The organism is Glycomyces tritici (assembly GCF_030403505.1).
Window position 1 is genome coordinate 281,371 of record NZ_JAUEMJ010000001.1, and the last position, 14,142, is coordinate 295,512.

At 72.2% G+C, this 14,142-nt stretch carries 13 protein-coding genes; 1 reads left to right on the forward strand and 12 read right to left on the reverse strand.

Annotation, left to right across the window (positions count from 1 at the left end; translation table 11 throughout):
• Window positions 1-5 precede the first annotated feature (5 nt).
• The 8 genes from QWI33_RS01305 to QWI33_RS01340 all read right to left on the reverse strand — a co-directional run bounded on the left by QWI33_RS01305 (window position 6) and on the right by QWI33_RS01340 (window position 8,167).
• On the reverse strand, window positions 6-554 hold the full coding sequence (locus QWI33_RS01305; protein ID WP_289954104.1) for an arginine repressor: 549 nt from the start codon (window positions 552-554) through the stop codon (window positions 6-8).
• Between the two features lie 16 nt (window positions 555-570).
• The gene (gene argF / locus QWI33_RS01310) at window positions 571-1,518 is read right to left on the reverse strand and encodes an ornithine carbamoyltransferase (protein WP_289954106.1); all 948 of its coding nucleotides are present in this window, start codon (window positions 1,516-1,518) and stop codon (window positions 571-573) included.
• Window positions 1,515-2,795, reverse strand: coding sequence for an acetylornithine transaminase (locus QWI33_RS01315; protein WP_289954108.1), 1,281 nt, complete (start codon window positions 2,793-2,795; stop codon window positions 1,515-1,517). Before QWI33_RS01315 ends, argF begins: the two co-directional genes overlap by 4 nt.
• On the reverse strand, window positions 2,792-3,694 hold the full coding sequence (gene argB, locus QWI33_RS01320; RefSeq protein WP_289954110.1) for an acetylglutamate kinase: 903 nt from the start codon (window positions 3,692-3,694) through the stop codon (window positions 2,792-2,794). The genes QWI33_RS01315 and argB overlap by 4 nt, the downstream gene beginning before the upstream one ends.
• Window positions 3,691-4,845: a bifunctional glutamate N-acetyltransferase/amino-acid acetyltransferase ArgJ gene (gene argJ, locus QWI33_RS01325; RefSeq protein WP_289954112.1), complete on the reverse strand. Its 1,155-nt coding sequence runs from the start codon at window positions 4,843-4,845 to the stop codon at window positions 3,691-3,693. Before argJ ends, argB begins: the two co-directional genes overlap by 4 nt.
• Window positions 4,842-5,855 carry an N-acetyl-gamma-glutamyl-phosphate reductase gene (gene argC, locus QWI33_RS01330; RefSeq protein WP_289954113.1) on the reverse strand — a complete coding sequence of 338 codons (1,014 nt, stop codon included), beginning with the start codon at window positions 5,853-5,855 and terminating at the stop codon, window positions 4,842-4,844. The genes argJ and argC overlap by 4 nt, the downstream gene beginning before the upstream one ends.
• 432 nt (window positions 5,856-6,287) lie before the next feature.
• Window positions 6,288-6,929, reverse strand: a complete 642-nt coding sequence (locus tag QWI33_RS01335) for a response regulator (RefSeq protein WP_289954115.1) — start codon at window positions 6,927-6,929, stop codon at window positions 6,288-6,290.
• Window positions 6,926-8,167, reverse strand: coding sequence for a sensor histidine kinase (locus QWI33_RS01340; protein ID WP_289954116.1), 1,242 nt, complete (start codon window positions 8,165-8,167; stop codon window positions 6,926-6,928). The genes QWI33_RS01335 and QWI33_RS01340 overlap by 4 nt, the downstream gene beginning before the upstream one ends.
• Window positions 8,168-8,283: 116 nt before the next feature.
• On the opposite strand from QWI33_RS01340, the gene QWI33_RS01345 reads away from it, so the two are divergent.
• Window positions 8,284-8,703: a YrdB family protein gene (locus tag QWI33_RS01345; RefSeq protein WP_289954118.1), complete on the forward strand. Its 420-nt coding sequence runs from the start codon at window positions 8,284-8,286 to the stop codon at window positions 8,701-8,703.
• On the opposite strand, the gene QWI33_RS01350 is transcribed toward QWI33_RS01345, so the two are convergent.
• From QWI33_RS01350 to pheT, 4 genes are all read right to left on the reverse strand, one after another.
• Window positions 8,700-9,158: a DUF4190 domain-containing protein gene (locus QWI33_RS01350; protein WP_289954120.1), complete on the reverse strand. Its 459-nt coding sequence runs from the start codon at window positions 9,156-9,158 to the stop codon at window positions 8,700-8,702. The two genes, QWI33_RS01345 and QWI33_RS01350, sit on opposite strands and share 4 nt — an antisense overlap.
• Window positions 9,159-9,186: 28 nt before the next feature.
• Entirely contained in the window at window positions 9,187-9,894 is a 708-nt protein-coding gene (locus QWI33_RS01355) for a phosphatase PAP2 family protein (protein ID WP_289954122.1), read from the reverse strand.
• A 23-nt stretch (window positions 9,895-9,917) separates the two neighbouring features.
• Complete coding sequence (locus tag QWI33_RS01360) at window positions 9,918-11,507, reverse strand: penicillin-binding transpeptidase domain-containing protein (RefSeq protein WP_289954124.1); 1,590 nt, start codon at window positions 11,505-11,507, stop codon at window positions 9,918-9,920.
• Between the two features lie 136 nt (window positions 11,508-11,643).
• The gene (gene pheT, locus QWI33_RS01365; RefSeq protein ID WP_289954125.1) at window positions 11,644-14,139 is read right to left on the reverse strand and encodes a phenylalanine--tRNA ligase subunit beta; all 2,496 of its coding nucleotides are present in this window, start codon (window positions 14,137-14,139) and stop codon (window positions 11,644-11,646) included.
• Between the last annotated feature and the right edge of the window lie 3 nt (window positions 14,140-14,142).

Sequence of the window (14,142 nt, forward strand, 5' to 3'; positions counted from 1 at the left end):
GACGGTCATTGCTGGTGCTCCTTGGCGTTGGTCGCCGGCTCGGTCTCGGTGGCGTAGGGGTCGGGGCCCTTGCCGGCCCAGTGCAGCATCTGGTCGGCCACGTGGGCGCCCGTGACGCCGTCGCGGGCGATCACGGCGATCGTGTCGTCGCCGGCGATCGTGCCGATGACGTCGTGCAGGCCCGAGCGGTCGATGGCGCTGGCGAGGTACTGGGCGGCGCCGGGCGGGCAGCGCAGGACGGCCATGTTGCCGGAGTGGTCGGCACCGACGAGGAGTTCGCGCAGGAGCCGCTGGAGGCGGTCCGAGGCGACCTCGGTGTCCCGAAGGGGCCGTTCGCCTTCCGCGAAGATCGAGTAGACGGCCGAGCCGCCGTCGGTGCCGCGCACCTTGACCGCGCCGAGCTCTTCGAGGTCGCGCGAGAGCGTGGCCTGGGTGGCCTCGATGCCGTCGGCGGCGAGGAGGCTCGCGAGCTCGGTCTGCGAGCGGATCGGGCTGCCCGAGATGAGCTCGACGATGCGGGCCTGGCGGGCGGCCTTCGTGGTCGGCTGGTTCATCGTCGCTCGCTCCGGTTCATCGCTGCTCCTTCAGGAGCCAGGCGAGGAGGGCCTTCTGGGCGTGGAGCCGGTTCTCGGCCTGGTCGAACACGCGCGAGTGCGGGCCGTCCATCACCTCGTCGGTGATCTCCTCGCCGCGGTGGGCGGGGAGGCAGTGGAGGACGATCGCGTCGTCGGCGGCGTGCGCGAGGAGTTCGCCGTTGAGCTGGTACGCGGTGAGGGTCTGGATGCGGTTCTCACTGTCGCCCATGCCCATGGAGACCCAGGCGTCGGTGGAGACGACGTCCGCGCCGGTGACGGCTTCGACCGGGTCCGTGGTGACGACCACGGAGCCGCCGGTCTCGGCGTTGATCTCGGCCGCGCGGGCCAGGACCTCGTCCGCGGGCTGGAAGCCCTCGGGCGCGCCGATGCGGACGTGCATGCCGGCCATCGAGCAGGCGATCACCGTGGAGTTGCCCATGTTGAACGCGGCGTCGCCGAGGTAGGCGATGCTCGTGCCCTTGAGCGGCCTGTGCTCGGCGATGGTCTGGAGGTCGGCGAGGAGCTGGCAGGGGTGCCAGCCGTCGGTGAGCGCGTTGACGACCGGGACGCTCGCGTTCGCGGCGAGCTCCTCGATGCGGTCGTCGCCGAAGGTGCGGATCACGATCGCGCTCGTGTACCGCGAGAGGACCCGGGCGGTGTCGGCGACGGTCTCGCCGCGGCCGAGCTGCGTGGACTGGGCGTCGATCACGACCGAGTGCCCGCCGAGTTCACCGATGCCGATGTCGAAGGAGAGCCGGGTGCGGGTCGAGGGCTTCTCGAAGACGACCGCGACGGACTTGGGGCCCGCCAGCGCGCGGAAGCCGTAGCGGTCGGCCTTCATCTTCGCGGCGAGGTCGAGGATCTCGGCCTGCTGCGCGACGGTGAGGTCGTCGTCTTTCAGGAAGTGCTTCGGTTTCGGCGGCGCCGAGTGCTTGGCGGTCACGGTCGGCCTCCAGGGGCATGAGGCTCGCGGGGCGAAGCCCCTCCGGTTTGGGGAGCGGCGTCGTGAAGCGGCGCCGGCGGGTGGGGCGACGGGTGCGGGTGCACGGTGTCGAGGGCTTCGATGAGCTTGTCGCAGAACGCGTCCAGCTCCGCGGCGGTGATGGTGAGCGGGGGCGCGATCCGGACCGTGTCGGGGCGGGGGGCGTTGGCGAGCACGCCGAGGCCGACGAGGTGCTCGACCACTGCGGCCGCGACGGGCTCGGTGAGGTTGACGCCGCGCCACAGCGCCTGGCCGCGGACCTCGGAGACCCGGGGGTCGGCGAGGAGCCGGTCGCCGAGGCGCCGCCCGAGTGCAAGCACGTTCTCGAACAGGTGGTCCCGCTCGATCGTGTCGATCACCGCGAGGGAGGCGGCGCACGCGATCGGGTTGCCGCCGAAGGTGGAGCCGTGCACGCCCTTGGTGAAGAGCGCGGCCGCCTCGTCGGTGGCGAGGACCGCGCCGATCGGGACGCCGCCGCCGAGGCCCTTCGCGAGGGTCACGACGTCGGGGACGATCCCTTCGGCGTGGTGGGCGAACCAGGCGCCGGTGCGCCCGAAGCCGGACTGGATCTCGTCCAGGACCAGGAGCGCGTTGTGCTCGGTGGTCAGTTCCCTTGCGGCCTTGAGGTATCCGGCCGGTGCGGGGATGACGCCGGTCTCGCCCTGGGTGGGTTCGAGGAACACCGCGGACACCGTGTCGTCCACGGCGGCCTTGAGCGCGTCGGCGTCGCCGTAGGGCACGAACACGACGTCGCGGCCGAAGGGCGCGAAGGGTTCGCGGATGGCGGCCTTGCCGGTGATCGACAGCGCGCCGAGGGACCGGCCGTGGAAGCCGTTCTCGGTGGCCACGATCCGGGTCTTGCCGGTGGCGGCGCCGTGGAGGATCGCGAGCTTGAGCGCGGCCTCGTTCGCCTCGGTGCCCGAGTTGCAGAGGAAGGCCTTGCCGGGGTTGCCCCACAGTTCGAGCAGCTTCTCGGCGAGCTCGACCTCCTTCTCGTGCAGGAAGAGGTTCGAGGTGTGGGCGAGGCGGGCGGCCTGCTGGCTGATCGCCTCGACCAGCGCGGGGTGGTTGTGGCCGAGGCTGGAGACGGCGATGCCGCCGATCATGTCCAGGTAGGCGTTGCCGTCCACATCGGTCACGTAGCGGCCCTCGCCCTCGCGGAGGGCGACGGGCGGGAGGCCGTAGTTGCCCATGAGGGCCGCGGTGTACCGGGCCTTGATCTGCTCCGAATAGGTCATTTCGACTCCTGGACCATGGTGCCGACGCCGTCGGTCGTGAAGATCTCCAGCAGGGTGGAGTGGGGGACGCGCCCGTCGATGACGTGCGCCTGGGGGACGCCGCCCTTGACGGCGCGCAGGCAGGCCTCCATCTTGGGGACCATGCCCGCCTGGAGGGAGGGCAGCATCGCCGCGAGCCGGTCGGTGGTGACCTGCCGGAGAAGGCTGGTCCGATCCGGCCAGTTCTCGTAGAGGCCTTCGACGTCGGTGAGGACGATGAGCTTCTGCGCGCCGAGGGCCTCGGCGAGCGCGGCGGCGGCGGTGTCGGCGTTGAGGTTGTAGAGGACGCCGTCGTGGTCGAGGGCCACCGTGGAGACCACGGGGATGCGCCCGGCGTCGATGAGGTCGTCCACGGCCGCGGTGTTGACCGAGGCCACGTCGCCGACGCGGCCGACGTCGACCTGCTCGCCGTCCACGTCCGCCCAGCGGCGCTTCGCGGTGAAGAGCTGGGCGTCCTCGCCGGACATGCCGACGGCGAACGGCCCGTGGTTGTTGATGAGCCCCACCAGCTCCCGACCGACCTGGCCGACCAGGACCATCCGGACCACGTCTGCGGCCTCGGGGGTGGTGACGCGCAGGCCGCCCTTGAACTCGGAGGCGATGTCGAGCCTCGCGAGCATCGAGGAGATCTGCGGGCCGCCGCCGTGCACGACGACGGGCTTGATGCCCACGTAGTGCAGGAACACCATGTCGGCGGCGAACGCGGCCTGCAGCTCGGGGTTGATCATGGCGTTGCCGCCGTACTTGACCACCACGATGGAGCCGGTGAATCGCTGGAGCCACGGCAGGGCCTCGATGAGGGTCTCGGCCTTGCCGAGGGCCTTCTGGAGGTGCGGGGCCAGATCGTCGATCGCGCTCATGTGCTGTACGCCGAATTCTCGTGAACGTAGTCGTGGGACAGGTCGTTGGTCCAGATCGTGGCCGAGGCGGGGCCGTTGTGGAGCTCGATGTCGATCGCCACCTCGCGGCCCTTGAGGTCGACGAGGTCGCGCGGCTCCCCGGCGGCGCCGGCCTTGCAGATCCACACGCCGTTCACGGCGACGTCGACCGCGTCGGCGTCGAAGGGCGCCTTCGAGACGCCGACGGCGGCGAGGATGCGGCCCCAGTTCGGGTCGGAGCCGAACAGGGCGGTCTTGACGAGGTTGTCGCGGGCGACGCAGCGGGCCACCTCGACGGCGTCGTCCTCGGTCGCGGCGCCCGAGACGGTGATCGTGACGTCCTTGGTGGAGCCCTCGGCGTCCGAGAGGAGCTGGTGCGCGAGGTCTTGGCACAGCTCGGTGAGCGCGGTGATGAACGCGTCCGCTTCGGCCTCGACGCCGGAGGCGCCCGAGGCGAGGAGGAGCACGGTGTCGTTGGTCGACATCGAGCCGTCCGAGTCGAGCCGGTCGAACGAGTAGCGGCAGGCGGTGCCCAGCGCGGCGTCGGCGAGCGGCTGGTCGACCACCGCGTCCGTGGTGAGGACGACGAGCATCGTGGCGAGCCCGGGCGCGAGCATGCCCGCGCCCTTGGCGATGCCGCCGACCGACCAGCCCGCAGGGCTGTGGACGACGGCGTTCTTCGCGACGGTGTCCGTGGTCATGATCGCGGTCGCGGCCTGCTCGCCGCCGTCGGCGGTGAGCGCGGCGGCCGCGGCCTCGACGCCGGGCAGGAGCTTGTCCATCGGCAGCTGCTCGCCGATGAGGCCGGTGGAGCAGACGGCGATCTCGACGGCGCCGCAGCCGAGGAGCTCGGCGGTCTTCTCGGCCGTGGTGTGCGTGTTCTGGAAGCCCTGCGCGCCGGTGCAGGCGTTCGCGCCGCCCGAGTTGAGGACGACGGCCTTGAGTTGACCGGTGGTGAGCACCTGCTGGGTCCACTTGACCGGGGCGGCCTTCACGCGGTTGCCGGTGAAGCGGCCCGCGGCGACCTGCAGCGGGCCCTCGTTCACGACGAGCGCCATGTCCGGCCTGCCGGAGGCCTTGAGCCCGGCGGTGACGCCGGAGGCCTTGAAGCCCTTGGGGGTCGTGATGGTCACGGTGCCACTCCGTTCACGGTGAGGCCCGCGGCCTCGGGGAGGCCGAGCATGAGGTTGACGCACTGCACGACCTGGCCGGCCGCGCCCTTGCCGAGGTTGTCGATCGCCGCGGTCACGATGATCCGGCCCGAGTCCTTGTCCACAGTGCCCTGGAGCTGCACGGCGTTCGTGCCGAATGTGGAGGCCGTCGAGGGCCACTGGCCTTCGCGCAGGACGCGCACGAAGTGCTCGCCGTCGTAGGCCTTCACCAGTGCCGCGTGCACGTCGGCGGCGAGCACGTCGCCCGCGGCCTTGGCGGTCACCGTGGAGATGATGCCGCGCGGCATCGGCGCCAGCAGCGGCGTCATCGAGATCGAGGCGGCCCCGGAGGCCTGCTTGATCTCGGGCACGTGCTGGTGCGCGCCCACTTTGTACGGGCTCATCGCGCCCATGACCTCGCTGGCGAGGAGGTTCTTCTTGGGGGCGTTGCCCGCGCCGGAGGTGCCGGAGGCGGCGACGACCACGACGTCCTCGGGTGAGGCGATCCCCGCGTCGAGGAGCGGCCGCAGGGCGAGGATGGTGGCGACGGCGTAGCAGCCGGTCGCGGCGACCCGTGTCGAAGCGGCGATGGCCTCACGCTGGCCGGGCAGCTCGGGGAGGCCGTACGTCCAGGTCCCGGCGTGCGGGCCCGGGTAGTAGGCTTCCCAGGCCGCGGCGTCCTCGAGCCGGTGGTCGGCCCCGAGGTCCACGATCTTCTGGTCGGCCGGGAGCTGGGCGGCGAGCGCGGCCGACTGCCCGTGCGGGAGGGTCATGACGACCAGGTCGGCCTCGGCGAAGGCCTCCGGGGTGGTCGGGGTGAAGCGTCGGTCGCCGTACGCGGTGAGGTGGGGGTGGACTGCGGTGATGTACTCACCGGCGTTGCTGTGCGCGCCTGCTGCGACGACGTCGAGCTGCGGGTGGTCGGCGAGCAGCCGGAGCACCTCGCCCCCGGCGTAACCGCTGGCACCCGCCACGGCGACCTGAAAAGTCACTGGAAACCTCCATGCTGAATGACTATGCAGAGTACTGTATCAGCATTCAGGCGTGACGGCACGGTCATATTCCGGACACTGGGACGTGATCATCGCCCTGTCCCCACGCGACGACCGCCGACCCGCCGCCAAGGCTCCGCCCCGGCCTCAGCGCCCCTGCTCACGGGCGATTTCCGGCTGCCAGGACCCCCACTCATTCTCTCAGCGAGTCTGCTCGCGAGCGACAACCGCCCGGTGGCCGCGTCGGCCCCGCCCTCAGCGTCCCTGCTCGCGGGCGACATCCGACCGTCGGCCGCCAAGGCCCCGCCCTGCCTTCAGCGCGCCTGCTCGCGGGCGACATCCGACCGTCGGCCGCCAAGGCCCCGCCCTGCCTTCAGCGCGCCTGCTCGCGGGCGACATCCGACCGTCGGCCGCCAAGGCCCCGCCCTGCTTTCAGCGCGCCTGCTCGCGGGCAAAGATGGCCGCCTGCACGCGACTGGCCAGGCCGAGCTTCGCGAGCACGCGCGTGACGTGCGACTTCACCGTCGCCTCGGCCATGCCGAGCTCCCCCGCGATCTCCGCGTTCGACATGCCCTCGCCGATGAGCGCGAGCACCTCGGTCTCGCGCGGCGTGAGGTTCGCCAGGCCCGCGCCGTCGACCGCGATCGGCGCGTAAGCCGGGCGCGAGCGCGCGAACTCGGTGATGAGGCCGCGCGTGACCGCCGGGGAGATGAGCCCGTCACCGCGCGCGATCGTGCGCACCGCCTCGACCAGGGTCTCGGCGTCCGCGTCTTTGAGCAGGTACCCGCTGGCCCCGGCCCGGAGCGCGTCGAACACGTTCTCGTCCTCGCCGTAACTGGTCAGCACGAGCACGTCCGCGACGCCGCGCAGTTCGGCCGCGGCGGCGATCCCGTCCTTGCGTGGCATCCGGATGTCCATGACGACCACATCGGGGTGGAGTTCCCTCGCGAGCGCCACGGCCTCGACGCCGTCGGCGGCCTCGCCGACCACCTCGATCTCCTCGGCGCTGTCCAGGAGCATCCGCAGCCCGGCGCGGACCGCCGCGTGGTCGTCGGCGAGCAGGACCTTGATCATCGGTGTTGGCTCCGTTTCGGGAATCGGCTTGCTCCAGCAGGTTGTGACACGGGCTCCTCGAGTCCCCCGGTGGGGATCTCGGCGCGCACCCGCCAGCGGCGGCCCTCGGGCCCGGCCCGGACCTCGCCGCCGAGGAGGCGCACCCGCTCGGTCATACCGACCAGGCCCGAACCCCCGCTGAGCAGGTCGCCGGACCCGGGGCGCACCGCGTTCTCGACCTCGACCTCGATCCACGCCTCCTCGTAGCGGATCGCGACCGAGGCGTCCGAGCCGTACTTCAGCACGTTCGTCAGCGCCTCCTGCACCACCCGGTAGGCGGTGAGCTCCACCTCGCCCGGCAGCGGCCGCGCGGTCCCCTCCACGGCGAAGTCCACGTCGAGGCCGGCCTTGCGCATCCGCTCGACCAGCTCGGGCACCTGGTCGAGCCGGAACGACGCCAGCTCCTCGCCCGCGGCGCCGTCGGCGGCCCGCAGCAGGCCGATGATGCGCCGCAGTTCCGCCAGGCCCTCCACACTCGAGGAGCGGATCGCGGCCACCGAGGTCCGCACCGTCTCGGCGTCCAGGTCCTTGCGGGCCTGGAGCGCCGTTGACTGCAAGGCGATCGCCGAGAGGTAGTTGGCGACGGTGTCGTGCAGCTCCCGCGCCATGAGGGTGCGCTCGCGCAGCACCGCCTCGCGGCGGCGCACGTCCGCGAGCCGCGCGGTCTGCTCGGCCCGCTCGGACTCCAGCGCCGCCCGCTCATGGGCCTGGCGCACGATGATCGCCGAGGAGATCGGCGAGATGAGGACCAGCGCGGCGATCGCCAGCATGCTGATCGTCGCGGCGGCCCGGCCGTCCGTCGCCGCGATGTACACCCCGGTGGCCAGCACCGCGGCGACCGCGATCGGCACCATGATCCGCACCCCGCGCCGCGAGCCGTACCGGGCGTACGCGTACAGGTTCTCGCTGAACACGAACACGACCGCGAGGGAGAACCCGATCACGATCTCGGCGCCGAAGCCGATCAGGCCGAGGGCGAGGGTCATCCCGGGCCAGGTGCGGCGCAGCACGACGCCCGCGCAGACCAGGGCCAGCGGGACGAACCGCACCGCCTGCGGCACTTCGAAGCCGAACCGCTCGTAGCTGCCGAGGGCGAGGAGGGCCGAGCCCACGGTGAACAGCAGGACGGCGGCGATCACGGAGGGGCGCTGCACGCCGCGGAAGCGGTCGGCGAGGGAGCGGCGCGGCGGACTGGTCATGGATCCATCCCATCATGTCCGGGAAGTCGCGGCCTCAGTCTGGATGCCTAACCGCGCCTCCGACTTTGGTCGCACCCGCCTCGGGGGCACCACGTTCGTGCGGCGATGATGAACCCGTGTCCGAACAGGAAAGCCCCTCAATGAACGGCGCGGCCCCGGCCGACGTCGAATGGGCCCGCTACACCGGCCCCGTCCGCACCCTCGTGCTCCTCAACTCGCTCCTGGCCCTCGCCCTGGAACTGGCCATGTTCGGCTTCGTCGTGTGGTGGGTCCTCGCACTCGACCTGCCGATGCCGGCGCGCCTTCCCCTCGCGATCGTGGTCTTCGGCGTGTTCGCGGCCCTCTGGGGGCTGCTGGTCTCGCCCAAGGCCCGCTACCCTTTGCCGACGGCGGGGACCGTCGTGTTCAAACTGGCCGCGTACGGCGCCAGCGCGCTGGCCCTGTGGGGCGTGGGCCATCCGGCCGCGGCCGCCGCGTTCGCGGTCCTCGCGGCCGCGAACACGGCGGTGATCACGTACGTCAGGCGGCGCTCTTAAACGGCACCGACCAGCAGCCTGAAGGCCCAGGTCGGGTCGTCAGTAGGGAAGTCGCTGTACCAGTCGCCGTTCTCCAGCTCGTTCACTGCGGAGCCGATGATCGCGATCCAGATGATGTAGTACGCGATCCAGACGATGGTCGCGGCGACGCCGATCCAGCCGAGCACGACGCCCGCGGTGGCCATGCCGTCGCCCTGCTCCCCCGTCTCGCGGATCTGGCGCTTCGCAATGTTGCCGAAGATGAGCGCGAGGATGCCGATCGGGCTGCACACGCCGACGATGCCGCAGATCATCGCCGCGATCGCCATGCCGTTCGTGGGGCGCGGCGGCACGTACGGCGGGTACCCGTAGGGCGGCGGCGCATACGGCGCGTAGGGGACGTACGGCGGCTGGGCGGGCTGCTGGTACGGCTGCTGCGGGTCCTGGGGCTGGGAGTACGGGTCGGGCATGGTCATCGGGGGCACCTCTCAGAATGAACTGCCATCAGCTTAAGCGCTCCGAGCCAGGCCCTCGGGCCCCCGCGTCCGCCGTCTCGAGCGCGGTGCCCTCGCGCAGCTCGCGTTCGCGGTCGAGCAGGGGCGCGAGCGCCCACCAGGTGAAGACGGCCACGGCCGCGCCGGTGGCCGAGCCCGCGACCGTGTCGGTGAGCCAGTGGGCGTGCTGCCAGTTCCGGGCGAGCATCATGGCGCAGGTCAGCACGACCGCGACCGGCCACCAGCGCCGCAGGTGCCGGGCCGGGACCACCAGCACGGCGATGACGACGACGATCGCGGCCATCCGGGAGCTGTGTCCCGAGGGGAACGCCCACGAGTCGGTGTCCACAGTGATGTCGGCCGGGCGGGGCCGCTCCCCCACGGCCTTGCCCACGTCGGTGACGAGTTTGGTCGCCGCGAGCGTCGCGCAGGCGTAGACGGCCGAGCGCCAGCGCCGCACCAGGAGCAGCGCGACGATGCCGACCGCGCCGAGGACCAGGCCGAGCCCGCCGCCGAGGTGGTTGAAGCACTCCGCGACTTGCCAGAGCGGGCTGTCGGCAGGGCTGCCGACGAGGCCGTTCCACCAGTCGTCGAGGCCCTGCCACGGCGGCCCGGTCGGGTCGGTGCGCACCCAGATCGCGTCGCCGAGCACGGCCAGCGGCACGGCGATCGAGAGGACCAGGAGCAGCCGCGATCGCGGGAAGCCGTTGGGAGTCATGCGCGGCATCGTATCCGAGGAGCTCAGCACCAGGGCCAGTCGCACGACTCGGAGGTCGAGGGCTCCGGTTCGGGCTCGTCCGAGGTCGAGGGTTCGGGCTCGGGTTCGGAGGAAGTGGGGTCGGGGTCGGGGTCGGGCGCTTCGCTGGTGTCGTCGGGCGAGGGCGAGTCGGAGGCGCTCGGCGAGGCGGAGGTCTCCCCGCCGCAGCCTTCGGCGTCGGGGTTGGCCTCGCAGTACGCGCTGTCGGGGTCGATCTGGCCGTCGTCGCCGACGATGTCCTCGGTGAGGTCCTCGCCTTCGCCGGAGGCTCCGGGCAGCTGCTCGGCCTCGTAGTCGTTCGTCTCGATGGCGGTGTCGATCACGGTGCGCCACAGCGACACCCCGCCGGCGGCGGCGGCTTCGCCGTTGGCCCAGGCGGCGACGCTCAGCTGCGGTATCGCGCCGACGAACCAGGACTGGGTGGTCTCGCCGTAGTAGTCGGCGCCCACGCCGAAGAAGTCGCGGTCCTCGATGGCCTCGGCTTCGCCGAGGCCCAGGAACTGCAGGTCTTGGGCGGTGGTCTCGGCGATCGCCTGGTTCGTGGCGACCTCCTGCCCGGGCGGGACCTCCTCGTCGCCCGTGTCGATGACGCGCTCGATGAAGTGGGTGTCGGCCTGGAGGCCGCCTGCGGCGATGGTGGCGTAGACGCCCGCCATGTCGACGACGCTCACGGGGTAGGTGCCGAAGTCGGCGGCGCTGAGCCCGCCGTACTCGCCCGTGCCCAAGTCGTAGACCGTGCCTTTCCCGTCGGCGATGGTGTTGAGCCCCATGCGGTGCGCGGTGTCGAGCACGGCTTGGACGCCGTACTTCTCGGCGACGGCGTCCATCGCCCCGGTCCGCGACTCCTGGACGGCCTCGGCGAGCCTCACGTCGTTGTCCTCGTCGCTCCACCAGGAGTCGATGGAGGCGCCGCCTTCGAGTGCGGTGGCGGCGGTGATCATGTCGAACACCGAGGACGGGGGGTGGGGTGCGGCGGCGCCGACCTGGTCGGTGCCGGTGCTGCGCTCCGCGCCGTAGTAGCAGCGCACCGCGCCCGTGCCGGGTTCGACGGCGACGACGCCGGCCTCGCCGGAGGTCTGCTCGGCGGCCTCTTGGAGGGCCTGGTCGAGGGTGAGGACGACGCGGAGGCCGTCGGGCCGGACGGCCTCGTCGTAGAGCTGCTCGGGGGTGAGGCCGTAGCGCGCTTCGAGTTCGGCGTTGATCTGCTCGACCAGTGAGGGGTGCCGGTCGGCGAAGTCGTCGGGGAGGGCCTGGCCGCCCGCGTAGAGGTAGGCGGCGTCCTCCTGGTCGGCGCCGCCCTGGCCGCCGTCGGGGAGGTTGCCGAGCACGATGGTCACGCCGATGGCGATCACGAGGCCGACGGCGCCCGCGACGGCCAGGTGCAGCCGGTTGAGTTCGAGGTCGTCGCGGTCGCCGGGCAAGGGGATCGCGACGGCCGATGCGCCGGCGGCGCGGCGTTTGCCGCTGTAGCCGGCGCCGCGGGGCGCGGCTCGGCGGTGCCCGGACGAACCGCCCTGCTCCGAGCCGGTCCGCCTCCGCCGCCCGCCGACGCGAGAGGGGTTCCCGTTATTCACACCACGTACCTTAAAAGGCGCGGACCATGCGCTAACCCCCGGCTCAGCGTTAACTGCGCGTAACCATCCGATTTGGACATGCAAATGGGGCGCCCCATCGCACCTGCGATGACGCGCCCCAAGGCTTTTTCGGAGGTCAATCCCGAATGGCCGCACCGAACCGCTCGGCCGCGACCGCTACTGCGGCGTCGCGCACGGCCACGCCCTCCTCGTTCGTGAGGGTCCGGTCGGCGGCGCGCAGCTCCAGTTTGAACGCGAGGGACTTCTTGCCCTCACCGAGCTTCGCGTCGCGGTAGACGTCGAAGAGCCGCAGCGAGTCGAGCAGTTCGCCCGCGCCTTCGCGAAGCGCCGCCTCGACGTCGCCGGCCGGGACCGGCTCGGCGACGACGATCGCCACGTCGATGAGCGTGGCCGGGAAGTGCGAGATCACCGGCGCGGGCGCCAGGTCGGGCAGCGGCAGGGCCGTCAGGTCCAGCTCCATCGCGGCGGTGCGCCGGGGCAGGCCCAGGCGCTCGCAGACCTCCGGGTGCAGTTCGCCGGCGTGGCCGACGGGAATGCCGCCCACCCGCAGCTCCGCGCACCGGCCCGGGTGCCACGGCGCGGCCTCCCCTTGGGTCACTTCGAGACGCACGCCCGATGCCGCGGCCACGACCTCGGCGGCCTCGACCGCGTCGGCCCAGTCGACCGCGCGTCCGGGCGCGTCGACGCCGGCGGGCACGGCCTGGCCGCACAGCACGGCCGCGACATGCCGCGGCTGCACCGGCAGCCGCCGGATCGCGGCCGCGATGGCCTCGTCCTCGGGCCGCTTGGAGACGGGCAGCTCGACCACCGCGAGGTCGCTCCAGCCCTCGGCGGGCTGGAAGACCAGGCCCTCCTCGAAGACCGCGAGGTCCTTCGCGCCGCGCGCCAGGTTGATGCGCACCGCGTTCACCAGGCTGGCGAGCACGGTGGTGCGCAGCAGCGGCGCCGCGTCGTCGAGCGGGTTGAGCACCGCGACGGCCTCGCGCTGCGGGTCCTTCTCGTCCAGGCCCAGCTCGTCGGCGCGGTCGCGCGAGACGAACGGGAACGTGTAGGTCTCCGTGAACCCGTTGTCCGCCAAGGCCCGCGCCACGCGGCGGCGGCGCCGCTGCGAGGAGGTCAGGCCGGTCCCGGCGATCGCGCGCGGGATGCTCGACGGGATGTGGCCGTAGCCGTGGAGGCGGGCCACCTCCTCCACGAGGTCGACCGGGTCGGTCAGGTCGGGGCGCCACGAGGCGGGCACCACCGTGAGGACGTCGCCGCCCTCCACAGTGCCTTCCTTGACGATCCCGCCGACGACCTCGCATCCGGCCGCTTCGAGCATCGCCACGATCAGGTCGCGGCCGTAGTCCACGCCCACGGTGCGGGAGGGCAGGTCGACGGGCATGACGATCGGCGTGATCGGCTCCCGGTTGTCGATGTCGGCCACGGCGTCCACGAGGGTCCCGCCGCCGTACTCGACCAGGAGGTCGGCCGCGCGCTGGGCGGCGAGCAGCGAGATCGCCGCGTCCGCGCCGCGCTCGTAGCGCTTGGACGCCTCGGAGGTGAGCCTGTGCCGCCGCGAGGTGCGGGCGATCGAGGTCGGGTTCCAGTGCGCCGCTTCGATGAGCACGTTGCGCGTGGTCGGCCCGACCTCGGAGGTCTGGCCGCCCATGACGCCGGCGAGCGAGAGCGGGCCGGTCCCGTCGGTGATGACCATGTCCTCGGGGTCGAGCTTGCGCACCACGTCGTCGAGCGTCTTCAGGGTCTCCCCCGGCTTCGCCCGGCGCACGACCATGACGTCCTCGAGCGCGTCGCGGTCGAAGGCGTGCAGCGGGTGCCCCAGTTCGAGCATGAGGTAGTTCGTGACGTCCACGGCCAGGCCCAGCGGGCGCATCCCGGCCTGGGTGAGCCGCTTGGCCATCCACTCCGGCGACTCGGCGTTGGCGTCCACGTCGCGCACCTCGCGCAGCGTGAAGCGCGTGCAGCCGTCGGTCTCGACCCGCACCGGGTAGGGCGGGTGCTCGGTCGCGGCGGGCTCCACGGCTTTCGCGGCCGGGTCGGTGAACGCGACGCCGAGGCGGTGCGCGACCTCGCGGGCGATGCCGCGCACGGAGAAGCAGTAGCCCATGTCCGGGGTGATCGCCAGCTCGAACACGACGTCGTCGAGGCCGACGACCGGGCGCGCGTCCTCGCCGACGGTGCCGCTCTCGAGGACGATGATGCCCTCGTGGTCGTCGGAGACGCCGAGTTCGCGGGCCGAGCAGATCATGCCGTCCGAGAGGCGGCCGTAGGTCTTGCGCGAACCGATCTTGAAGCCGCCCGGCAGTTCGGCGCCGGGCAGCGCCACGACGACGAGGTCGCCCTCGTTGAAGTTCCGCGCGCCGCAGATGACCGAGCGCGGCTCGGCCTCGCCGACCTCGACCCAGCAGTGGCGGATCGGCTTCTTGAACTCGGTCAGCTCCTCGATGGAGGCGACGCGGCCGACCACGAGCGGGCCGGTCACGCGGCCGCGCAGGTCGTCGACCTCTTCGACCTCGAGCCCGGCCTCCACCAGGGCGGCGTCGAGCGCCTCAGTGCTCAGGTCCGCGGGCAGGGCGGCGTACTCGGCGAGCCAGGAAACGGGAATCCTCATCGT